Genomic DNA, 23,612 nt, shown 5'->3' with positions numbered 1-23,612 from the left:
GGGAGTGAAGATAGCGATGTTCATGGCTAATTCTGACGTTTAATTGTTAGTGAGCGATAATGCACGAAATTCCAGTTAACTTTATTTGCAATATGATTACTTCCTTTGTGTCTGTTTGTGTTAATCCATAAAGTCAGTCCATTCAACTATTTCAGCCTAAGCCACCTTGTAATCATCGGCATAATCAAGTTCGATGTCGCCATTATAGAGCGATTGAACCGCAGCTCTGTGAGAATTTAACTCAGGCACAGTTTAATTGCCAAGTGTTGGCTGCAAAATGGGCACGTGATATCATTATTTATTAACGTAGTTTAGAAATGGAATTTTTATGAAAAAAATATGGAACCAATTGGTGCCAATGATATTGCTTTTTTTGGCAATGACCACGTTTGCAAGCACGGTAACCAAGGTGAGCCCGGTTCATGTCATCGCCAAGCCCGCTGTTATTAAAGATATTTTTCTTGATAAAGCTGTTTCATATCAGGGAAACGTCTATGTTCCTGCCATGATGGATTTTCGTTGGCCTTTTGGTAGTAATAACTTTTTTGAGCGGCAAGGTGAGCAGTTAGTCGTACTGAAACTGGACGCCACCACCAATGAATTCAGCTTATTGACTGAACTGCCAAATATATATTTTAAAGAAGGTTACTCCTATTACGAAATGCTCAAAGAGCTGCCTCCTTTATCGATAGCTGGCGATGATTTGCTGATTAATGGCTATCAATTTAACTTAAAAGCCAAAACCTTTAATACTGCATTGGCTAAACCGTTGGCGCCCGCCTCATTTATTGTTCTGGTGAAAGATCCCTCTGGACAAGTGAGTTGTATCGGAAGTGTTCTAGAAAACGATCTGCAGATTGATTGTGTAAAGGATAATGCCGAACCGTTATACGCATTTAAACTAGACAAGACGCAAGCGAACCCAACTATTTGGGTTCGCGATAATCACCTGATTGTGCAAGCAAGTGACAAATTTTATCGGGTGGCAGACGACAATCAACAAGTGCTGCTGGGGCAATTGCCGCAAGCACTAGCTGACTTTAGCATCCAAAGTGTCAATCAAACTTCAGTGCTGTTATTCGACAAAACGCAGGCTAATGCTGTGAAAGTTGAATTCGAGCTTCATCTATATAACTTCTCCAACCAACAGACTCAGCGCCTAACCATCAATGCGGGCATTGGAGCACCGATGGTGGCGATGACGACGACTGATGATAGCCATCAAATCGGCTATTACGCCAAGACCGCCGAGCAAGCTGGTAAAACAATTCGGGCACCTGTCATCCAAAAGTTACTGGCAAATGGCAGTTTGGAGATGTTGTGGAAAGGTTCGGAGTTTGAATCATTCAGCTATGGTGAAGAACCTCCGACAGTGAGTAAAGCAGGCGAACGTTGGCTTTGGAACTTTGCTAGCAGTTCGCAAACCCGTGAGTATCGCGACACCTGCGCCCGCCCAGCGCTGGTCGCACAAACGACGACACAATTTAACTGTTTGTCAGTACCAAAACTTGAGGCAAAGTTGCTGGAGAGTGATTATTACACTGTCTACTTAACCAGTTGGCAGCGCCAGTTATTTTGGAGGGAAAGTGGTTTGTGGACAGATACTTATGACAGCAATATATCATCGTCCGTGATAAAACGCTTACAACCAGATAACTCTCGCGTTGATTTAGTACAAAAAGTTGAATTCAACGATGGACTTTTTGGAAAGCGACCACCATTTGGCGGTAATCTTGATAATTTTATTCAGACAAAATCGAATTTGTGGTTGAATATGTTTTCACGGATAACTACTCAGTATCCATTTTTGTTTAGATTTGATAAAGAAAAACAACTTTTCGAACGGGATAAAGATAAGTCTAGCTTTTACCTTTCCCACCGTTACGAAGATAATATGTATAGTTTGAGCCGTTTTCATGACATGTCTTATGATTTCCGACTTGAAAAGTTAGATTTAAATACCGGAAAACTCGCCCACATTACTGATATTGTAAACCAAGACATGATTGGATTCGTCGGTACTAAACTGGCCTTAAGAGATGCTACTGTCCCTAATTGGGTTGACGTGCCGCGTCTATTTGATTTAGAAACTGGCGAAAAGTCCGCTGCCTTAACCACCTTAAAGATAACCTCCCGCGAATTTGAAGGTGAGACACTAGAAGTTATACCTGTTGGCTTTATGCAACAGGGTGATGAGACTTGGTTGCTCAAGTTCACTGGGGGTTCCATGAACAGAAAACACATCGATGAATTGCAGGCTCAAAAAATTGATTTGCAGACCGACACTTTTTTATCAGAGCCTTTTGTTATAAATCGACGCGTGGAAGAAGGTCCTCTGCAATCGCCGACTCTCAAAAAAAATATCTTGTTGTTTGACGATGTTTTTTTAAATGGTACTACAGCAGTCTCAACATCAGGCGTTACCCTGCCAGAAGTGCACACGCCACTTTATCGTTCTGCTGCAATCTATGGTGATCAGCTGATTGCATTTAATCCACAGTTAACGGTGTATAAAAAACAAAATCAGCAATTTAAAATTCAAAGTCAGATCAAAGATTTATTGACCTATCCGGTCTATAGCATGATTGGTGACAAACTTTATTTCCTGGCGTTTGATGCCAAAGAAGGGCTGGGGATTTACCAGACGACTGTTGACAATCCTTCGCCAACAGCGCTACCTGATGCTTTCGCAACAGACGATCGCACTGCGATCACTATTGATGTCCTGAAAAATGATTCGGATGCAGGTGGGGATATTATCCGGTTGGATTCCGCATCAACTGTCGTCGGAACGGTGGTTATGGATGCTGACCAAAAACTGCGCTTCACCCCGACGCGTGGCTTTAACGGCCCTGCGGAAATAACCTATACCATCAGCGACACAGATGGTGCAAAAGTCACAACCAAAGCAACAGTGATGGTCACTGCAAAACCAAATCAGTTGCCGGTTGCAGTTGCGGATCAAGCGGCCACCGACCACTTAAGCGCGATTGTGATCGACGTGTTAGCAAATGACACGGACGCGGATCAAGACAAACTTGAATTATTTTCAGCGGCCGTCAATACCGGTACTGTCAGTATTACCACCGATCAAAAATTAAGCTTTGTACCCGCAAAAGGCTTTAATGGCGTCGCCACTATCCAATATCAAATCCGCGATCCTTATCTTGGAACTGCCAGTGGCGTTGCAGAGGTCCGCATCACCGGCCCGGTAGTTGAACCGATTAAAGAAACGCCAGCTGCAAGTAAGGGTGGGGCATTCCCACTTGGTTTCCTTGGATTATTTTTCATCGTGGCATGGCGACAAAGGTATAACGTTCACGGGAAAAACTGACCGTAAGTGAAAGAGGTTTTACTTTGTTTATGCTTGGACGCTAGCTTTTAACACAGAGTAAAACCTGAATGCAGTTTGTCGCTAAAGCCAACAAGACCAGATTCGTCTGGTCTTTTTTATGTCTGCAAAGTGAGTCCTTCAGACGATGACAATAGCGCTATGTTATCCATGGTTGTGGCTGTCAAAATAGCAGTTACCGACAATGTTGAAGTGATCAATAAAAATGGCTTATTTAATGACGACACAAAGCCTTATTCGCTACTGGTCAGCGCTGGTGTTGCTGTTATAATGCGGCCAATTGACGAAAAGTCTCATTCTACAAGGATCTAAATTTTATGGCGGACATCGAAACACGCCCAACCAATTTTATCCGGCAGATCATTGATGCCGATTTAGCTTCCGGTAAACACAGTGCCGTGCAAACCCGTTTTCCGCCAGAGCCGAACGGCTACCTGCATATCGGTCACGCCAAATCAATTTGTCTGAACTTCGGTATCGCCGTTGATTATCAAGGCAAATGTAACCTGCGTTTTGATGACACCAATCCAGAAAAAGAAAATATCGATTTTGTAAATTCTATCCAGAAAGATGTCAACTGGTTGGGTTTTGAATGGGACGGCGCTGTTCGTTATTCATCAGATTATTTTGACGCTTTATACGGTTATGCCGTTGAACTGATTAATAAAGGTCTGGCCTACGTTTGTTTCTTAAATGCCGAAGAAATGCGTCAATACCGCGGTAACTTAACCGAGCCAGGCAAAAACAGTCCATACCGTGATACCACACCAGCTGAAAACCTGGCGCTGTTTGAAAAAATGCGTGCCGGTGGTTTTAAAGAAGGTGAATGTTCACTGCGCGCCAAAATCGACATGACGTCGGCTTTTATTTGTATGCGTGATCCGGTGATTTACCGGGTGAAATTCGCGCATCACCATCAGACTGGCGATAAATGGTGCATCTACCCGATGTACGATTTCACGCATTGTATTTCTGATGCGCTGGAAGGGATTACCCATTCTTTGTGTACCCTGGAATTCCAGGATAACCGCCGGTTATATGACTGGATTTTGGATAACATCACCATCGCATGTCACCCACAGCAAATTGAGTTCTCACGCTTAAACCTGGAATACCAGGTGATGAGTAAACGCAAACTGCATACGCTGGTTGAAGGTGGCCATGTTTCAGGTTGGGACGACCCACGGATGCCAACCATTGCCGGTTTACGCCGTCGTGGTTATACCCCGGCATCGCTACGCGAATTCGCGAAGCGGATTGGTATTACCAAACAAGACAACGTGATTGAAGCCAGCGCTTTAGATTCGTGCATTCGCGAAGATTTAGACGCCCATGCGCCACGTGCTATGGCGGTGATTGACCCGCTAAAAATCACTATCAGCAACTATACCGCCGATGCGGTGGAATGGCTGGATGTGCACAATCATCCAAAAGAAGAAAGCATGGGTAGCCGTAAGGTGCCATTCGGCAGAGTCATTTATATCGACCGTGCTGACTTCCGGGAAGAAGCCAACAAAAAGTACAAGCGGATGGTGACTGGCGGTGAAGTGCGGTTACGTGGTGCTTATGTGGTGCGTGCCGATGAAGTGATTAAAGATGACGCCGGCAATATTGTGGAGCTGATTTGTAGTTACGATCCGGAAACTCTCGGCGTCAATCCGGCCGATGGCCGTAAAGTGCGGGGTGTTATTCACTGGGTCGAAGCAACCCAAGCCAAAGCTGCGGAATTCCGGGTCTACGATAAATTGTTCACGGTGCCAAACCCGGCAGCGGAAGATGATTTTATTACCGTGATCAACCCAAATTCACTCAGCATCAAACATGGTTTTGTCGAGCCAAGCCTGGCACAAGCCAAGCCTGAGCAAGCCTATCAGTTTGAGCGTGAAGGTTATTATTGCGCCGACAATCAGGATTTCACTGCCGACAAACTGGTGTTTAACCGCACTGTTGCACTACGCGATACCTTCTTCGAAGATTGATTGTTAATTCCGGGGTCAGAGTCAATTGTTAACAGATTTCTATTAACAATTGACTCTGACCCCAAAGTTATGACCCCAAAGTTAGCAAATAAAAAACGGAGCTTATCGCTCCGTTTTTTTATTGGATGTAGCCTTTTGTTAATTCAAGGCCTGCGTCATTTCAATAATGACTTTATTGGCTTTAAATAACTGCAGTTTGTTCTGGTTAATTTCAATCCGATCGGCCAGTTGTAGCTGTTTGGTGAATTGCTGTTCATAGAAGTTGGCATCGCTGCAAAACTTGCGGGTACTGACCACTGGCGCAACATTCAGTTGGTTGTCTTTTTGCTGATAACCGGCATTAAAGTTGTTACAGCCAGAAAAGCCAAACAGTTTGTTTTGGTCGAACATCATCCGGATGTTTAGTTTTTGCGGCACACCAATTTGCGACACTGTACTTAAACGCCAGACGACACCCTGAATTTTGGCCGGTTGTGCCTGACTTGGGCAAGTGGCGCCTGGCCAGAACTGGTCAAATTTATCGACAAACAACGCATCGTTATTATCCGGGCTTTTACGTGCAGTTAAGGTAGCAACCACCGATTTGCCATTAATGCCAGGGTTCGTCTGATAGCTACGCATCATCGGCATATGGTGTTGGGTCATGGCAATCAAGTGACTCTCGCCGGTCAGGCAGTCGGTGAAACTGGCTTCGTTGTCTTTGAGCTCGTACATACCAAGCAGCGGCAAGCGGCTGTCAATTCTGCTGAAGTCGCGGCGACTCAGTGTTTTGTTATCCGCGGAAACCATTGGTTTACCGGCGATATCTAATAAGGTCAGATGTTGATTACTGGCAAATTGGAAGGACGGCATCGGCTGACGCTGACTGGTAAAGTGCAAAGTGCGGTTATCCAGCATCCAGCTGCCTTTGATCAGTTCGACCACGTTGCGATCGATAAACTCGCGGCGAGCTTCAAACTTACCGTCCTGATAGACATTGATATGATATTGCACGCCCGGACATTTATCACAAGGCAGGGTGCCGGTGAAAGTCATATCGCGGTCAATGAAAATCAGGCCAAAATCGGTAGCGATAGATTCTGCATTGTCGGATTTGACCACTTCGTCCGGTACTAAATCCGGTTCGACTACCACGGGGGCGACCGGCTGCACCGGCGCTGGAACTACAGTTTTTACCGGTACTGTAGTACAGGCGGACAACAACACTAAACTGAGGGCAGAGCTCTGCACAACTTTGCGCATTAAACTGTCTTTCAAACTACGTTTCATCAATGACAAGGCCACTTCCAGACACAAAATTGGCGCCATTATAATGGAACTGGGCCATAACCGGCATGCTTTCACCGATTTATTTTAATGCTGGCTGAAACCTGTGATGACTTACTCAGGACTCGGTAAATCCCAGTGCTGCAGGAGTTGGCAGGCCGTTTGTTCCGGATGTTGTTGCATAAAACAATGACCACCAGGCACCAGTTTTGCTGTGATTGCCGGGTTTATTCGTTGCCAGCGTTTTACTGCTTTAGGCACAAAAGGATAAGTTTTATCGCCATAAAGCAGCAACGTCGGGCTGCAGGGCTTCGCCAGTTCCGTCCATAACTTTGCCGGAAATGAACTGAAAATTTCGGCCTCGCGTGACGGCTGACATTTCAGACTGATCCCGTCCGGCCGATGGTGCAGAGCGTGGTCGATATAAGCATGTAAAGCCGAAGGCGCCCAGCCTTTAAACATACCGCGATCAGTCAGATAAGCTTCTACCTCACTGCGCTGCGGCCACTGGTGTCGCCGGTTTAATGCTTTTTTGGCGTATGGGTTTTTTCGATACAGGCCAACTTTATCCAGAATTCGCATGCTATTGAGTAAATAGGGCGGAAACAATACCGGGTCCAGCAATACTACTTGCGAAAATGGGCTGTCAGCGCGGCTATTGATCAGCGCCGTTAACACGCCGCCGAAACTGTGGCCCAATGCATAAACTTTGACAGCCTTGGTCGCATTGGAAGTAGTAGGGCTTATCCTGTGTTGTTGAAACAACGGCAAGTGCGCAATAAATGCTTCTAAAGCCAAATCAGCACATTGATGCCAGCCAATAAACTTGTCGCCATGATCGCTGTCGCCATGACCCTGAGCGTCAGACAGAAACAAATCAAAATGTGCGGTCAGCAAGCTGAGCATCGGTTGATACATCAGGCTGCAAAAACCATTGCCGTGCAAAACATGTAATACCGGTTTACCGGAAGGGGTGGAGTGTTGGCCGCGTAAAGTAAAACCGTAGCGGGTGGCGTAGCTCCAGGGTTGTAATTGCACAGCGTGTTCTCAAGTATTTACTCTAATAATCAACATGCCATGCTTTGACTGTTCGTGCAAGTTGCGGATAAAAAAAGCCACCCGCAGGTGGCTATTGTATGAATAACTAAGGTATCGGCTTAGAAGTTGTAGGTCATGCGGGCGTAGTAGAAACCGCCATTAAAACCCATAACAGCTGTGGTTGGGTATTGTGCACCCAGTACATCAGCCCAAACGTTTTCATCTGGTAACTCATCAAACAGATTGGTTGCACCCAGACTAATTTCATAGTTTTCGTCGAAGGCGTAGCTGATTTCAGCATCAACTGTCATTTCGGCGCCCAGATTTAACGGTAATCCACCGTCGGCAACATTTAAGGCGCCAGAGTCAGCATGGTCTTCGAAATAACTACCATATTGATTCAACCGAACATAACCGCGCCAGGCTCCCTGGGTATGGTTAATGGTGAAACTGCCCCGGACACTTGGTAAACCATCTTCAATTACTTTGATTTTGGCTTCGTTGATGTTGGTGGAGTGCTGGTCTACTGACGTATCAGTCCAGTTCGCCGCTAACGCGAATGTAGTCCGGCCACCTAATAAATCAGCACTGTAGTTGGCAACAAAATCAAGACCTTGTGTAGTAGTATCAAAATCATTGGTGAAATATTTCACCCCTGCGAAGCTGCTGGCATCGCGCACACCTAACGCCAATAACGCTTGCACGTCAGCGGCAGTCAGCTCTTGCGATGATGATTGGCTGATCCGATCTTCCACTTCGATCCGGAAATAATCCAATGTGGCGAAGAAGTCATCCACTTCGACCACGGTACCAAAGGACAAGTTTTTCGACTCTTCCGGTGTCAATGCTTTACCGCCTTTGAGCACAGAAATCGGGTGTGTTGGTGGCAGAGTCGCGTTATCAACCAGACCTTTACCAGCAGCAAATGAAGTGCTGACGTTACGAACCATTGATTGACCAATCGTTGGTGCGCGGAAGCCGGTGCTAATGGCACCGCGTAATGCCATTTCGTCAACTAACTGGTAACGAGCACTCAGCTTGGCGTTGGTGGTGGTACCGAAATCTTCATAGTTTTCATAACGAAGGGCAAAATCAGAGCGGAAGTTGTCGCTGAACTCAGCGCCAAATTCGGTGTATGCCGCATAGTTGTAACGGTTAAATGAACCAGCATCATCAGACTTGAAGCCTGGGAAACCATTCGAACCAATACCAAAACCTTGTGAAGCCAATGGGCCGACTTCAAAAGAGTTTTTATCACCAGCATAAATTTCAAATGTATCAATACGGTATTCCAGACCACCGGCTACAGCCAATGGATAAGGCAACGCTTCAACTTCAATCAGCTTATTCATATCGAAGTTAACAGCTTGTTCCTGCTGGACGTATTTACCTGCGTTAAAATCACGTGGCGTCGATGGGCCAAGCGAGGCGTTGATGGTGTTTTTGATATAAAACTCAACTTCGCTGCGGCCATAAGTGGTACTTAAGTCGTAGTTCCAACCGTTGTCCATTTCACCTTTCACGCCACCTGCTAAAGCGGCATCAGTCACGATACCACCAAATTTTGGTGTGAAACCGCCTGGCAACATGGAGAAGAAGGTGAAGCAGTGGGCCGGTAAGGCGCTGACTTTAGTGTTGATTTGGCCGTAATTTAATCCTTTGATATCAATGTTGCTGCATGAGCCTTTGCTGGCGTCCAGATTGCCAACCAATAAGCTGTCACCACCATCATTCGAGTACACACCACCACGGTTGACTGGATTACGGAAATAGAAACCACCTTCCACATCACGCTGGGCAAAGTTACCAAAGGAATAGAATTCAGTATTTTTTGCTACTTCCAGGCCGATGTTGCCAAAAACTTTAAAGTCACGTTTGATTTCAGGCGAACCCCAGACTTGTGCTGGATCTGCAATCTGCGTGTTGCCTTGGGCAATTAAGCCAGCTGCATCACCCCGTTGTACACTGCGACTGGTTGGATCAGACTGCTTAAATTCAGTACTGAAGTTGGCGAAACCGTTATCGGTAAATGGCATACCGATGTTGGCTGAAATCTGACGTAAATCACCATCACCATCATAATGCTGACCAGAGCGGAGTTCGATAGTGCCGCCTTCGCTGGCATCTTTTAACCGGAAGTTAATCACACCGGCAATGGCATCTGAACCGTATTGTGCTGCTGCACCATCACGCAGAATTTCAACTTGCTTCAATGCAATCGACGGAATGTTAGAAATATCCGGGCCTTGCGAACCATCCGATAAGCCACCACCCAAGAAGGTGATAACGGCAGAGCGGTGACGGCGTTTGCCGTTGACTAATACCAGGGTACTATCTGGTGGCAGGCCACGTAAGTTAGCCGGACGAACCAGCGTTGACGCATCGTTGATCGGTTGGGAGTTGACGTTAAAGGATGGCACCACTGAGCTCATCAGCGTCATCATATCGGTAGGACCGGCTTTGACAAATTCGTCGGCAGAAATCACATCAACCGGAACTGCAGAATCGCCAACTGAGCGCGGCGCACCACGCGAACCGACCACAACAATTTTTTCTACATTTTCTTCAGCTTTTTGTTCTGTTGTTGCTTCTTGTGCCATGGCACTAAAACCGGTCGTAGCCAACATCAGGAACGCGCCACCGGCTAACGCGGATTGAATACCAGCGGCGAGAGGGTGTAGTTGTGTTTTATTTTTCATAGGTTTGCCTTTAAATATCCTGGAACGTTGAAAGGGCTCTTTTATATATTTATCTGAGCTCAGGAACTAACTTATGGCAAAAATGTCGTTTTGTCCAACGCGAAAAACGCCCCATTTATCTCAAAAACGTTGCAAAATGTGTGCACTCTTTTGGTGCTAAATTAGAAACTGTGGTGCAATGCTGCAGCCCGACTGAGTTGCAAGCGAGTAGTGGACTGAAAATTTTGGTGCATCGGCGGTATTCTGTTGAAAAAAATATTTTGCTGGCGTTAGATAGCCTAAATTCAAACGCTTCAGGATCTTACAATGAATTCACCCTTGCTCACCGGATTAACCTTAATTGCAACTTTAGCTGCGAGCACTGCTTCGCACGCCAGCCAGTTGCCACTGGAGCGGATATTTGCCGATCCGGTGCTTAGTGGCACGACGCCAAAATCCCTTGGTTATTCGCCTGATGGCAGCCGAATTACTTATCTCAAAGGAAAATCCTCTGATGCTAACCGTTTAGATCTATGGCAATACCAAATTAAAACGGGTAAACATTCATTGTTGGTGGATTCTGATACCTTATTCAGCGGTCCGGAACTATTGTCAGATGAAGAAAAAGCCCGCCGCGAACGCTTACGTTTATTTGCCAGCGGTATTGTCAGTTATAGCTGGTCAAAAGACGGCAAAGCATTGTTATTCCCGCTGAATGGTGATTTGTATTATTTTGATTTAGCGACAAAAAAATCTAAAAAACTGACAGAAACCAAAGAGTTTGAAACTGACGCGCAGATTTCCCCCAAAGGCCGGTTTGTGTCCTTTGTCCGCGAGCAGAATATCTATGTATTAGATTTAAAAACTGGTTCCGAAACCCAACTGACCAAAGATGGCCAGGGGCCGATTAAAAACGGTATGGCTGAATTTGTGGCTCAGGAAGAGATGGGGCGGATGACCGGTTACTGGTGGGCGCCGGACGACAGCAAGATTGCTTTTACTCAGTTTGATGACAGCGGTGTGGCCGAGGTGGTGCGCAACGAAATTTATGCCGATGAAATTAAACTGGTGAATCAGCGTTACCCTTATGCTGGTGCGGCCAACGTCAAAATTAAACTGGGAGTGGTCAGTCTGGCTGGTGCCGCGGTGAATTGGCTGGATCATGGTAAAGACCAGGACATTTATTTGCCACGGGTGGCCTGGACCCAAAACCCGAATTTATTAACCTATCAATGGCAAAGCCGTGATCAGCAGCAGCTTGAATTACGGCTGGTGGATTTGGTCAGTCAAACCGAGCGGCTGTTGTTAAAGGAGCAAAGCGCAACCTGGGTTAACTTACATAATGATCTGCATTTTTTAAAGGATCAAAAATCCTTTATCTGGGCGTCAGAACGAAGCGGTTTTAAACATCTGTATCAATATGATTTGGATGGAAAAATGCTGCGTCAGTTGACTGATGGAGACTGGATTGTCAATCAGCTGGAAACGGTTGATGAAAAAAATGGCCAGATTTATTTCAGCGGGCGCAAAGATACACCGTTAGAAGCACATTTGTACCAGCTCACGCTGGCCGACGGTGGCATCAAGCGACTGACCGAAGCGGGCAGCAGCCATGCGGTGGTTGTTGCTAAAGACGGCAGTGGCTTTTTGGATACGTTTTCCAGTGTCAGCCAGTTACCCGAAGTGCAGCTAAAAAACCGCGAAGGCAAGACCATTGAAATACTGGCCAACAACCAGCTTACCGCTGAACATCCATTAACGCCGTACTGGCCGGAACTGGTGAAACCGCGGTTTGGGACTATTCAGGCCAAAGACGGCCAAACCCTGCATTACCGGGTATTTGAACCGGCTAAGTTGGAGCCGACCGTGAAGTATCCGGTAATTGTCAGTGTTTACGGTGGTCCGGGCGCGCAGCGGGTAACCAATAGCTGGAATCATAAGGATTTGTATTTCCAATATATGGCGCAGCGTGGTTACATCGTGTTTCAGCTCGATAATCGTGGTTCGGAAAATCGCGGCAAGAAGTTTGAAGATCCGATCTATAAAAAACTCGGCGTGGTGGAAGTTGAAGATCAAATCAGCGGCGTGGAATACCTGCGGACATTGCCTTATGTCGACGCCAGCAGGATCGGCGTTTATGGGCACAGTTACGGCGGCTACATGGCGATTATGACGATGTTTAAAGCCAGCGATTATTTCGCCGCCGGGGTTTCAGGTGCGCCGGTCACTGACTGGACTTTATACGACACGCATTACACCGAACGTTATTTGGGCCATCCGGCCAGCAATGCGCAGGGTTATACCGACAGTGCGGTGTTTCCGTATGCTGATGGCTTAAAAGGTTCGTTGCTGATTTACCACGGTATGGCCGATGACAATGTGTTATTTGCCAATAGCACCAAACTGTTCTCGCAGTTGCAGCAAAGCGGCAAAGTGTTTGAAATGATGACCTATCCTGGCAGTAAACATGCGATGTTTGGCCAGCAGGTACAAACCCATTTGCACCGCACTATCACCACATTTTTTGACCGCGAACTGCGGGATAAAAAGCACTGATCGGTTACGGACTTTGAGGGATCAGGCCAGCAGATTGCTGGCCTGATGTTTTCTGGATAATCCGAGATTCAGGCAGAACACCAACGCTACAGCAACCGCGGTTGCATCTTAAACCTTATTTGGGCAAGGCTCACCACGCTCAAGCAGCAACAGATTGTCAGAAGTAATACGGCTGATTTGTTCCATCGCTTCAGCGGTAAAAAAAGCCTGGTGGCCGGTGATCAGTACATTGGGGAAGGTCAGCAGACGTTGAAAAACTTCATCGGCAATAATTTGATCGGATAAATCTTTGAAGAACAAATCGGCTTCCTGCTCATACACATCTAACCCCAAATAGCCGATTTTCGCTGATTTTAGTGCCTTAATCACGGCTTTGGTGTCCACCAATGCGCCACGGCTGGTGTTGATCAGCATCACACCATCTTTCATTTTTCCCAGACTTTGTGCATTAATCAGATGGCGGCTGTCCGGCGTTAACGGACAATACAAACTGATGATATCGGCCTGTGGATACAGCTCGTCAAGGCTGACATAGCATGCCCCCATGCTGATCAATTGTGGGTTAACTACCGGATCAACACACAGCACCCGGCAGCCAAAACCAAGTAGAATTTTTACCGCCGCTGTACCAATCCGACCGGTACCAATAATACCGACCGTTTTACCATGCAAATTAAATCCAAGCAGGCCATTGAGATCAAAGTTGTTGTCCCGGGTTCTGTTATAGGCTTTATGAAACTTCCGGTCCAGACACAACATCAGTCCGACACTGTGTTCCGCCACTGCTTGTGGTGAATAAGCAGGGACCCGCACCACGCTCAAACCTAACTGGGTGGCCGCCGCAATATCAACATTGTTGTAACCGGCACAGCGTAGCGCAATAAAACGCACCCCTAGCTCTTTTAAACGTTGCAGCACCGGAGCGTCCAGTTGATCGTTCACAAATACACAAACTGCATCTGCACCTGCTGCGCCATGGACTGATACCAGATCCAGTTTTTGACTGAGAAAAATCCAGTCAATCGACGGATCGCTCCATTGTTTAAACGCTTGTTCGTCATATTTCTGAGTACTGAATACACAAACTTTCATCGTGGTCTCCAACAAGGATTTGCCTGCGCAAAGCAGTTATCTGCCGCAAGCATAAACCACTGGCAGGAACAGAGTCTGTGCTGGATCAAACATCCGCTACTTTAATCTAGATTAAGCACCGAGTCGTTGCGATTGTTTGGCAAGTTCTTCTTCGATAGCCTGTACAAACTGGCTGGGTTTGGTGCGCGGGGCGTAACGTTTCACCACAACTCCATCTTTGTTCACCAGAAACTTGGTAAAATTCCATTTAATAGCACGGGTTTTTAATACGCCACGCGCCTGATCTTTTAAATATTCAAATAGCGGTTCGGCTTCCGGGCCATTCACCTGAATTTTCGCCATCACACCAAAAGTGACCCCAAAATTCAGCTGACAAAATTGGGAAATATCCTGATCGGTGCCCGGTTCCTGGCCGCCAAACTGGTTGCAGGGGAATGCCAGAATTTCCAGTCCTTGTGTATGATATTGCTGATGCAATTTTTCCAGTTCGTGATACTGCGGGGTAAAACCGCATTGGCTGGCGGTGTTGACAATCAACAGCACTTTGCCCTGATACTGGCTTAAATCAACTGTGTTTCCAGCTGTTGTTTTGACCTTAAAATGATGCACGTTCGCCATACATACTCCTGTTATTGCAGCCATTCACTGGCATTAAGCGCTATTTTGCTATTTGTATCATAAGTTTGTAATCTAACGATCAGTGTTTCACAGAATTAAGACAATTATATGGCAACGGATCAAGCGCGTTTAAAAGTGGCATTTATTGGCCTTGGCGTGATGGGCTACCCAATGGCCGGGCATCTGCAGCAAAAAGGTTTGCAAGTTTGTGTATATAACCGTAGCAGTGCCAAAGCATCACAATGGGTGCAGCAATATGGTGGTCTGCAGGCGGCCACCCCGGCCGCGGCCGCTGTAGATGCCGATTTGGTGATGTTGTGCGTGGGCAATGATCAAGATGTGCGTTCAGTGGTGTATGGCACTGATGGGGTGTTAAGTACGATGAAGGCGGGAGCGGTGCTGGTCGATCACACCACAGCCTCAGCCGATTTAGCCCGTGAGTTGGCGGCAGCTAGCGCTTCGCAGCAACTGGGGTTTTTAGATGCGCCGGTTTCTGGTGGTCAGGTTGGCGCTCAAAATGGCTTGTTAACTATTATGGTTGGTGGTGAGCAAACTGATTTTGAAAAAGCAGAGGCTGCGCTTGGTTGTTACGCCCGCAGCTATCAATTGCTTGGCGCTGCCGGCTCTGGTCAGTTGGCCAAAATGGTCAATCAGATTTGTATTGCTGGTGTAGTGCAGGGGCTGGCCGAGGCGTTGCATTTTGCCACTCAAGCCGGATTAGATGCCAAAGCTGTCCTCGCTGTGATTTCCAAAGGCGCTGCTCAATCATGGCAAATGGAAAATCGTGGTACAACCATGGTTGAAGGCCAGTTCAATTTTGGTTTTGCGGTGGACTGGATGCGCAAAGATTTAGGCATCACGCTCGACGAAGCCCGTCGCAATGGCGCGCAATTGCCGTTGACAGCATTGGTTGATCAGTTTTATGCCGAATTACAGGCCCAGGGTGGTGGGCGGCTTGATACTTCCAGCCTGATCAAACGTTTTCAGTCATAAAGTTATCGGCAGCTTCACGAAAGAAAGTGTGGCTGCCGACGACTGTAAATTTCTTTCCACAGTTCAGGTTAAATATCCGCAAAGCCACGACGACCAACCGTTGTTATTGAGCAATGACTCATCTCAGCGATGCCGATAATTCCATCAGTTGGCCGTTGTTTTTACATATTTATTAGCATAACTGTATGTTTAATAATCAGTTAATTTTTTATATGAATTAAATCAGTTTATTGTCATGCAGTAGTATCTGTTTATGATACAATTTTATAACTTTGTGTATTTTTCTTGTGAAGTTATGATTGCGCTTGGCATTGGTTGGCAACTTTATCTCACCTTATTTGGCCTGATGGTCTTTGTACCTGCGCTATTGGCGTTGGTATTATTGATCCTCAACCGCCAATGGTTAAAACCGGTATTATGGTCCGTGCTTAGTTGTACCGGAGCGTTTTTACTGACAGCCTGGTGGGTTAGTGATAATAAAGTGCAGTTTGTCGAGAACAACCTGCATATTCATGCCGGTTTTTATCACACCACTATCACCGATTTATCCTTACCCGAAACCAGTATCAATGTTTTTACCCAGACCGAACTAGGCCCATTCACACCAAAAGTTGCCATCAACGGCATTCACTTACCCAATTATCGGGTTGGCTGGTATCGGTTACAAAATAACGAACTGGCGTTTGTAATGTTGATTGGCGAGTATCATGAAGTCACGGTCGTTAAAACCCCAACTATGATTGCTATTGTCAGCGGTGATATTCAGCGGGATAGTCTGATGGTATTGCGTTAAGATCAAATCAGCCCGTCACAGGGGCTGATTTGATCTTGTTAAAAATCGCTTGTTTCGAACAGTGAAATCTAAAAACGCATTTCCGGAATATCGCCAGCAACAATCAATTTACCAGCAGTTTTTTGCTGAATTTCTTCCACACTGATGCCAGGTGCCCGTTCCAGTAAATGGAAGGCGCCATCTTTGACTTCCAATACCGCTAAGTCGGTGACAATTTTCTTCACACAACCAACGCCGGTCAGCGGCAGGGCGCAGCTCTCCAGCAGTTTTGAACTGCCGTATTTGTCGGCATGGGTCATCGTCACCACGATATTTTGCGCACCAGCCACTAAATCCATCGCACCGCCCATGCCTTTGACCAGTTTGCCTGGGATCATCCAGCTGGCGATATTGCCGTTTTGATCGACTTCAAAAGCGCCTAATACGGTTAAATCTACATGACCACCGCGGATCATGGCGAAACTTTCCGCCGAGCTGAAAATTGCTGCGCCTTTAATGGCGGTGACAGTTTCTTTACCGGCGTTGATCATATCGGCGTCAACTTCGGCGTCTGTCGGGTACGGGCCCATACCAAGTAAACCGTTTTCTGATTGCAGCATCACTTCGATACCGGCTGGCACATAGTTGGCAACCAGCGTTGGTATACCAATGCCTAAATTGACGTAATAACCGTCTTTCAGTTCTTGCGCCACACGCATCGCGACTTGTTCACGGGATAAGGCCATTATGCTGCTCCTTCTGTTGAATGACCGGTTTGGCGAACCATCCGACGTTCAATCCGTTTTTCAAAACTGGCTTTAATCACCCGTTGCACATAAATACCTGGAGTGTGAATTTGTGATGGTTCTAACTCACCAGGTTCGACAATTTCTTCGACTTCAGCCACGGTGATTTTACCGGCAGTGGCGACCATTGGATTGAAGTTCATGGCGGTATGACGGAACACCAGATTACCGTAACGGTCGGCTTTCCAGGCGCGGACAATCGCAAAATCGCCGGTAATGGAAGGTTCCAGCACATAATTGCGGCCATTAATTTCGCGGGTTTCTTTGCCGTCGGCCACGGGCGTGCCGTAGCCTGTTGCCGTAAAGAATGCCGGTATGCCAGCACCACCAGCGCGGATTTTTTCGGCCAGCGTGCCTTGTGGCGTCAGTTCCACTTCCAGCTCGCCGCTTAATAGTTGTTTTTCAAATAAGGCGTTTTCGCCGACGTAAGACGCTACCATCTTTTTGATTTGGCGATCTTCCAAAAGCACACCAAGACCAAAACCATCGACACCGCAGTTATTGGAGACGACGGTTAAATCGCGGGTACCCATTTTTTTAATCTGGGCAATTAAACCTTCCGGAATACCGCAAAGGCCAAAACCGCCGGCAATGACGGTCATGCCATCTTCCAGGCCCGCCATCGCTTCGTCGTAACTCTGTACGACCTTGTTAAACCCTGCCATGTGAAGTCCTCATATATACCCGTCATCCTTGAAGATGCGGGGTTGTTGTCTTCGCTCATTCCCTGGGGCGCCAGTCCGACCCAGTCACATAGACAGCTATGCTCCTGGCCGGGCTGGCGTTCCAGTGTCACTCGCTCGTCGCCTACCCGAATCTTCAATGATTTTGGGTATAATCTATTTTTTTGGTACTGAAAATGCTGCGAATACGGTGTTAATTTTGCTGACATTTGGCCTTCAGCGCCAATCCTACTTTAGAACTAGGTGCTTTACCGAGCGCCTCTGCAATGGCCCAGCCAGCGCGGGCGAGCGTATTTAACGCAACGCCGTGCTGGATGCCAAGACCATTCAGTAAATACACCACATCTTCAGTGGCAACATTGCCTGACGCACCGGCAGCGTAAGGACAGCCGCCAAGTCCGGCTACAGCGCTGTCAATCACCGCCACACCGCGGCTTAGCGCGGCGTAAATATTTGTTAACGCCTGGCCGTAAGTGTCGTGAAAATGTACTGCAATTTTGTTAACAGGAACCACGGCCAGCACGGCATCGAGCATGGCCAGTACTTTGGCCGGTGTACCAACACCGATGGTATCGCCCAGTGATATTTCGTAGCAGCCCATCTCCAGCAATGCTTTAGCCACCCGCGCAACTTCGCTCGGCGCTACATCACCCTGATAAGGGCAACCGACCACACAAGAGACATAACCACGCACCCGCAGGCCATCGGCTTTCGCTGCAGCAACGACCGGCTCAAACCGCGCTAAGCTCTCAGCAATGCTGCAGTTGATATTTTTCTGACTAAAAGCTTCTGACGCCGCACCAAAAATCGCCACTTCATCGGCACCGGCTGCTTTAGCTGCCTGATAACCTTGTAGGTTTGGCGTCAGGGCAGTATAGGTGACGCCGGCTTTGCGCGTGACACCAGCAAAAACCGCAGCGGAATCGGCCATTTGTGGCACCCACTTTGGGCTGACAAAAGATCCGGTTTCAATGGTGGTTAACCCCGAGTCGGCTAAGGCATCCACCAGCGCAATTTTAGCTGCTAAGGGCACTGCCACTTCATTTTGCAGGCCATCGCGCGGACCGACTTCAACAATGCGGACTACCGCTGGAAAGAGTGGTGGAAAGCCTTGCGGAACTAAATTTGACTGATTCATCTCAGGCCTCGGCTTTAGCAGTAGCAGTAAAATCAACCAGTTCAGCGCCGTCTTTGACTAAATCACCGGAGGCATAAAACAGTGCGTTGACGACACCAGCGGCAGGCGCCTTGATGGCATATTCCATCTTCATCGCTTCCATCACCAACAAAGTTTGACCTGCTTCAACTTGCTGCCCTGCGCTGACTAAAACCGCCACCACAGTGCCATTCATCGGCGCTTTTAAGCTACCAGCGCTTTCGTCACTTGCCGCAACTTCCACGATGGTTTTGTAGTCAAAATCAAAACGTTGTTGTTTGATAAATACCGAAACCGTATCGCCAAACTGACTGACCCGCACTTTACACTGGTGGCCGCTGATATTGGCGGTCAGCTCATCGTGGTTTAACTGCGCTTTGATGGTTAAGCTCAAGTCGTTAACTGCCACCACAAAAGCATCAGCTTGTTGAGTGATAGTGACTTGTTGGCTCTGCTCGCCCTGGCTTAGGTTAAAGCTAACACTGGCGTTTTCATTCATCCGCCAACCAATGGCTGACTGCCACGGCGAACTGGCGGTTGTGGAAGGCTGTTGCTTTAACAGCAAATACAAAGCCGCCAAAATCAGCGCCTGCGTCGGCTCATTTTGCTCTGGCGCAAAGAGTTCCGCCTGATGATGTTCGATAAAATGAGTGTCGAGTTCAGCACGGCCAAACGCCGGATGTTCAACCAAGCGGGTCAGGAAATTGAGATTGGTTTTCACACCAGCGATGCGGTAATCATCCAGTGCGCGGCGCATCCGGGCAATAGCGCGGTCGCGGCTTTCGTCCCAGACAATCAGTTTGGCGATCATCGGATCGTAAAATGGCGACACTTCATCGTTTTCTACGACACCGGTATCAATCCGCACATGGCGATTGGTGTCCGGCTGGCGTAAATAGGTCAGCTTGCCGGTGGCTGGCAGGAAGTTATTGTCCGGATCTTCGGCATACACCCGCACTTCAATCGAGTGGCCGTCCAGTGGAATTTCGTCTTGCGTCAGTGGCAGCGGCTGATTACTTGCCACCAGCAACTGCCATTTGACCAAATCTTGGCCGGTGATCATTTCCGTAACCGGATGCTCTACCTGCAGCCGGGTGTTCATTTCCATAAAATAGAACGAACCATCTTCGTCAAACAGGAATTCCACCGTACCGGCTCCGGCATAACCAATGGCCTGCGCGGCTTTGACGGCGGCTTCGCCCATCGCTTTACGTTGCAGCGGCGAGAAATTCGGCGCTGGCGCTTCTTCAATCACTTTTTGATGGCGGCGCTGAATCGAGCAATCCCGCTCATGCAAATACACCGCATTGCCAAAATTGTCGGCAAATACCTGAATTTCGACGTGGCGTGGTTTGGTCAGATAACGTTCCATCAGAATTTTATCGTTACCAAAACCGTTTAATGCTTCACGTTTAGCGCTTTGCAGCTGTTCCAGAAACTCGGAGGTTTGCCAGACCACTTTCATACCTTTACCACCGCCACCGTAAGCGGCTTTGAGCAGCAATGGGTAACCGACCTTTTCGGCTTCTGCGGCTAAAAAGGCTTCATCCTGGTTTTCACCATGGTAACCCGGTACCAGTGGTACACCAGCTTTACTCATAATTTCTTTGGCAGCGCTTTTACTGCCCATCGCCGCAATGGCGGGCACCGGTGGGCCAATAAACACCACGCCCGCTTCTGCACAAGCTTGTGCAAAACCTTCGTTTTCCGATAAAAAGCCGTAGCCTGGGTGCACTGCCTGAGCGCCGGATTTTTTGGCGATTTCCAGAATTTTATCGGCGCGTAAATACGACTCTTTGCTTGGCGCCGGGCCTAATAAATACGCTTCATCCGCCATTTGCACATGCCGTGCATTGGCATCAGCTTCGGAATACACCGCCACACAGCGAATACCCAACTGATGAGCGGTTTTAATCACGCGACAGGCAATTTCGCCGCGGTTTGCGATCAGAATTTTATCAAACATATTAAGCCTGTCCCTTGGATGGAGATACGATTGCCGGTTCACCGGTTGTCGGCGCAAGCTGCCAGGCCGGTGTACGTTTTTGCAAAAAGGCTGATAATCCTTCCTGACCTTCAGCGGATACCCGAATTGCCGCAATACGACGGCTGGTTTCGTCAATCAGCGCTTGAGTCGTCGGCTGATTGGCGACGGTGAAGATCAGATCTTTAGCTGCTTTGACTGCGGCAGGGCTATTGGCGAGTAAAGTTTGCACCATCGCGTCTGACACACCATGCAGTTCATCGTCGCTGACGATCTTATGCAGCAAACCTAAATGCAGCGCTTCTGCCGCGAAAAAACGCTCAGCGGTGAGGAAATAACGACGACTGGCGCGTTCGCCGATTGCCCGCACTACATAAGGACTAATCACCGCTGGCATCAAACCAATTTTTACTTCACTTAAGCAGAAGCTGGCTTTATCAGAGGCAATGGCAATGTCGCAACAAGCCACTAAACCAACAGCGCCACCAAAAGCTGCGCCTTGCACTAAAGCGATGGTTGGGGCAGGGAAGTTGTCGAGTTTTTGCATCAGCTTTGCCAATTCACCAGCGTCCAGCAAATTGTCATCGTAATTCTTTTCGGCCATTGAGCGCATCCAGCCTAAGTCGGCGCCAGCGCTGAAGTTTTTGCCGTTTGACCGCAGCAGTAAAACCCGCACTTGATCATTGGCAGCAAAGCTATCTAGCGCCTGAATAAGCTCGCCAATCATGATGTCATCAAAGGCGTTATGCACTTCAGGGCGATTGAGCACCAGCTGCGCGACACCACGCTGGTCGATGGATGTGGTGATGTATTGGTAAGTCTTCATTGCGATTTCCATAGCAGCTCCATTACATCCGGAACACGCCAAAGCGTGTCTCTTCAATTGGCGCATTCAAAGACGCGGCCAAAGCCAAGCCCACCACCATCCGGGTTTGCGCCGGGTCAATAATGCCATCGTCCCACAACCGGCCTGACGCATAATAAGGATGACCTTGTTGCTCGTACTGCTCGATAATTGGTTTTTTCAGCGCAGCTTCCGCGTCCGCCGATAAAGTTTCGCCTTTACGCGCCAAACCATCTTTGGTGACTTGCGCCATCACGCCAGCCGCTTGTTCGCCGCCCATCACTGATATACGGGCATTTGGCCACATCCACATCATGGTTGGGTCGTAAGCGCGACCACACATACCGTAGTTGCCAGCACCATAAGAGCCGCCAATCAGCACGGTGAATTTTGGCACTTTGGCGCAAGACACCGCAGTCACCATTTTCGCGCCATGTTTGGCAATGCCTTCGGCTTCATATTTCTGACCGACCATAAAACCGGTGATATTTTGCAGGAACAACAATGGAATTTTGCGCTGGCAACACAGCTCAATAAAGTGCGCGCCTTTTTGAGCCGATTCTGAGAATAAAATCCCATTATTGGCGACGATACCCACCGGATTGCCAAAGATACGCGCAAAACCACAAACTAAAGTCGCGCCATACAGCTGTTTAAATTCATCAAAATCGGAGCCGTCCACAATCCGTGCGATGACTTCACGCACATCAAATGGCTTTTTCAAATCGGTGCCGACAATGCCGTATAGCTCTTTCGCGTCAAATAACGGCTCTTGCGAAGCTTTCACATCACGCAGCACAGGCGACACGCGATTGAGACGAGAAATACTGTTGCGCGCCAGTTGCAACGCATGTTCATCATTTTGTGCATAGTGATCGGCCACCCCGGAAATACGGCAATGCACATCAGCGCCGCCTAAATCTTCGGCTGACACTTCTTCACCAGTGGCTGCTTTCACCAGCGGTGGACCCGCCAGGAAAATAGTGCCTTGTTCTTTGACGATAATCGACTCATCCGCCATCGCCGGCACATAAGCACCACCAGCGGTACAAAGGCCCATCACCACGGCAATTTGCGGAATACCTTTGGCGGACATATTCGCCTGATTAAAGAAAATCCGCCCAAAATGCAGTTTGTCCGGGAATACATCGTCCTGGCGCGGTAAATTCGCACCACCAGAATCGACCAGATAAATACAAGGCAACTGGCAACGTTCAGCAATTTCCTGCGCCCGTAAGTGCTTTTTCACCGTCAGCGGATAATAAGTACCACCTTTGACCGTTGCATCATTACCGACAATCATGCACTCAACACCACTGACCCGGCCAATACCAGCAACAACACCCGCCGCCGGCACATAATCGTCATAACATTGCCAGGCAGCAAATTGCGCGATTTCTAAAAAAGGCGAGCCAGGATCCAGCAACTTCTGAATACGATCGCGCACAAACAATTTGCCACGCGAAGTATGCCGGGCAATTAGCGCTTCACCGCCACCAAGTTTAATCTGCTGCACCTTGGCATTCAGATCATCCACCATCGCCTGCATCGCAGCTGCGTTTTGCAAAAATTCAGCACTTCTGGGATTTATCTTGCTAGAGAGTCTGGTCACTTATGTCACCTATAAAAAATTGGAAGTAGCGCTTTGCCTGTAACTGCGCTCTTTGCTCTTACCGCGACGAAAGCAGGGGCGCAGCCCCCGGGTCGAATGATGGTGTTACTTATTTCGACAATATCGGCAGGGGATGTCGTCTACAAATAAGCCGACCGTTGAGCAGCATGGATGCTGCGAATC

16 protein-coding genes are annotated in these 23,612 nt (G+C 47.9%); 5 read left to right on the top strand and 11 right to left on the bottom strand.

What is annotated here, in order from left to right; all coding sequences use genetic code 11:
* The first annotated feature begins 328 nt into the window (after window positions 1-328).
* Together A5320_RS08310 and glnS are read left to right on the top strand one after the other, a co-directional pair.
* A complete protein-coding gene (locus A5320_RS08310) occupies window positions 329-3,334 on the top strand; it encodes a cadherin-like domain-containing protein (protein ID WP_068063417.1) in 3,006 nt (1,001 codons plus the stop codon).
* Between the two features lie 335 nt (window positions 3,335-3,669).
* Window positions 3,670-5,331, top strand: coding sequence for a glutamine--tRNA ligase (gene glnS / locus A5320_RS08305; protein WP_068063416.1), 1,662 nt, complete (start codon window positions 3,670-3,672; stop codon window positions 5,329-5,331).
* Window positions 5,332-5,469: 138 nt separating this feature from the next.
* Here the strand turns inward: glnS and A5320_RS08300 are convergent, their stop codons facing one another.
* From A5320_RS08300 to A5320_RS08290, 3 genes are all read right to left on the bottom strand, one after another.
* Window positions 5,470-6,639 (bottom strand): META domain-containing protein, encoded by a 1,170-nt coding sequence (locus tag A5320_RS08300; RefSeq protein ID WP_231916682.1) that lies wholly within the window; start codon window positions 6,637-6,639, stop codon window positions 5,470-5,472.
* Window positions 6,640-6,711: 72 nt separating this feature from the next.
* The gene (locus A5320_RS08295; protein ID WP_068063415.1) at window positions 6,712-7,635 is read right to left on the bottom strand and encodes an alpha/beta fold hydrolase; all 924 of its coding nucleotides are present in this window, start codon (window positions 7,633-7,635) and stop codon (window positions 6,712-6,714) included.
* Window positions 7,636-7,754: 119 nt separating this feature from the next.
* A complete protein-coding gene (locus A5320_RS08290; protein ID WP_068063414.1) occupies window positions 7,755-10,334 on the bottom strand; it encodes a TonB-dependent receptor plug domain-containing protein in 2,580 nt (859 codons plus the stop codon).
* A 306-nt stretch (window positions 10,335-10,640) separates the two neighbouring features.
* On the opposite strand from A5320_RS08290, the gene A5320_RS08285 reads away from it, so the two are divergent.
* The gene (locus tag A5320_RS08285) at window positions 10,641-12,869 is read left to right on the top strand and encodes a S9 family peptidase (RefSeq protein ID WP_068063412.1); all 2,229 of its coding nucleotides are present in this window, start codon (window positions 10,641-10,643) and stop codon (window positions 12,867-12,869) included.
* Between the two features lie 108 nt (window positions 12,870-12,977).
* Here the strand turns inward: A5320_RS08285 and A5320_RS08280 are convergent, their stop codons facing one another.
* Together A5320_RS08280 and A5320_RS08275 are read right to left on the bottom strand one after the other, a co-directional pair.
* A complete protein-coding gene (locus A5320_RS08280; RefSeq protein WP_068063409.1) occupies window positions 12,978-13,961 on the bottom strand; it encodes a 2-hydroxyacid dehydrogenase in 984 nt (327 codons plus the stop codon).
* A 111-nt stretch (window positions 13,962-14,072) separates the two neighbouring features.
* The gene (locus A5320_RS08275) at window positions 14,073-14,579 is read right to left on the bottom strand and encodes a glutathione peroxidase (RefSeq protein ID WP_068063407.1); all 507 of its coding nucleotides are present in this window, start codon (window positions 14,577-14,579) and stop codon (window positions 14,073-14,075) included.
* A 108-nt stretch (window positions 14,580-14,687) separates the two neighbouring features.
* Here A5320_RS08275 and A5320_RS08270 point away from each other — a divergent pair, with 108 nt between their 5' ends.
* Together A5320_RS08270 and A5320_RS08265 are read left to right on the top strand one after the other, a co-directional pair.
* Window positions 14,688-15,572: an NAD(P)-dependent oxidoreductase gene (locus tag A5320_RS08270; protein ID WP_068063405.1), complete on the top strand. Its 885-nt coding sequence runs from the start codon at window positions 14,688-14,690 to the stop codon at window positions 15,570-15,572.
* Between the two features lie 253 nt (window positions 15,573-15,825).
* Entirely contained in the window at window positions 15,826-16,365 is a 540-nt protein-coding gene (locus A5320_RS08265) for a hypothetical protein (protein WP_068063403.1), read from the top strand.
* 68 nt (window positions 16,366-16,433) lie between these two features.
* On the opposite strand, the gene A5320_RS08260 is transcribed toward A5320_RS08265, so the two are convergent.
* The 6 genes from A5320_RS08260 to A5320_RS08235 all read right to left on the bottom strand — a co-directional run bounded on the left by A5320_RS08260 (window position 16,434) and on the right by A5320_RS08235 (window position 23,429).
* Window positions 16,434-17,090, bottom strand: coding sequence for a CoA transferase subunit B (locus A5320_RS08260; protein ID WP_068063401.1), 657 nt, complete (start codon window positions 17,088-17,090; stop codon window positions 16,434-16,436).
* On the bottom strand, window positions 17,090-17,815 hold the full coding sequence (locus tag A5320_RS08255) for a CoA transferase subunit A (RefSeq protein WP_068063399.1): 726 nt from the start codon (window positions 17,813-17,815) through the stop codon (window positions 17,090-17,092). Before A5320_RS08255 ends, A5320_RS08260 begins: the two co-directional genes overlap by 1 nt.
* A gap of 211 nt (window positions 17,816-18,026) precedes the next feature.
* Window positions 18,027-18,971 carry a hydroxymethylglutaryl-CoA lyase gene (locus A5320_RS08250; protein ID WP_068063396.1) on the bottom strand — a complete coding sequence of 315 codons (945 nt, stop codon included), beginning with the start codon at window positions 18,969-18,971 and terminating at the stop codon, window positions 18,027-18,029.
* Window position 18,972: 1 nt separating this feature from the next.
* Window positions 18,973-20,955 (bottom strand): acetyl-CoA carboxylase biotin carboxylase subunit, encoded by a 1,983-nt coding sequence (locus A5320_RS08245; RefSeq protein WP_068063394.1) that lies wholly within the window; start codon window positions 20,953-20,955, stop codon window positions 18,973-18,975.
* Window position 20,956: 1 nt separating this feature from the next.
* Window positions 20,957-21,811, bottom strand: a complete 855-nt coding sequence (locus A5320_RS08240; RefSeq protein WP_231916681.1) for an enoyl-CoA hydratase-related protein — start codon at window positions 21,809-21,811, stop codon at window positions 20,957-20,959.
* Between the two features lie 10 nt (window positions 21,812-21,821).
* The gene (locus A5320_RS08235; protein WP_068063392.1) at window positions 21,822-23,429 is read right to left on the bottom strand and encodes a carboxyl transferase domain-containing protein; all 1,608 of its coding nucleotides are present in this window, start codon (window positions 23,427-23,429) and stop codon (window positions 21,822-21,824) included.
* Window positions 23,430-23,612: the final 183 nt, after the last annotated feature.

This window comes from Rheinheimera sp. SA_1 (assembly GCF_001669775.1).
GTDB lineage: Bacteria > Pseudomonadota > Gammaproteobacteria > Enterobacterales > Alteromonadaceae > Pararheinheimera.
This window is presented reverse-complemented; position numbering and strand designations above follow the sequence as displayed.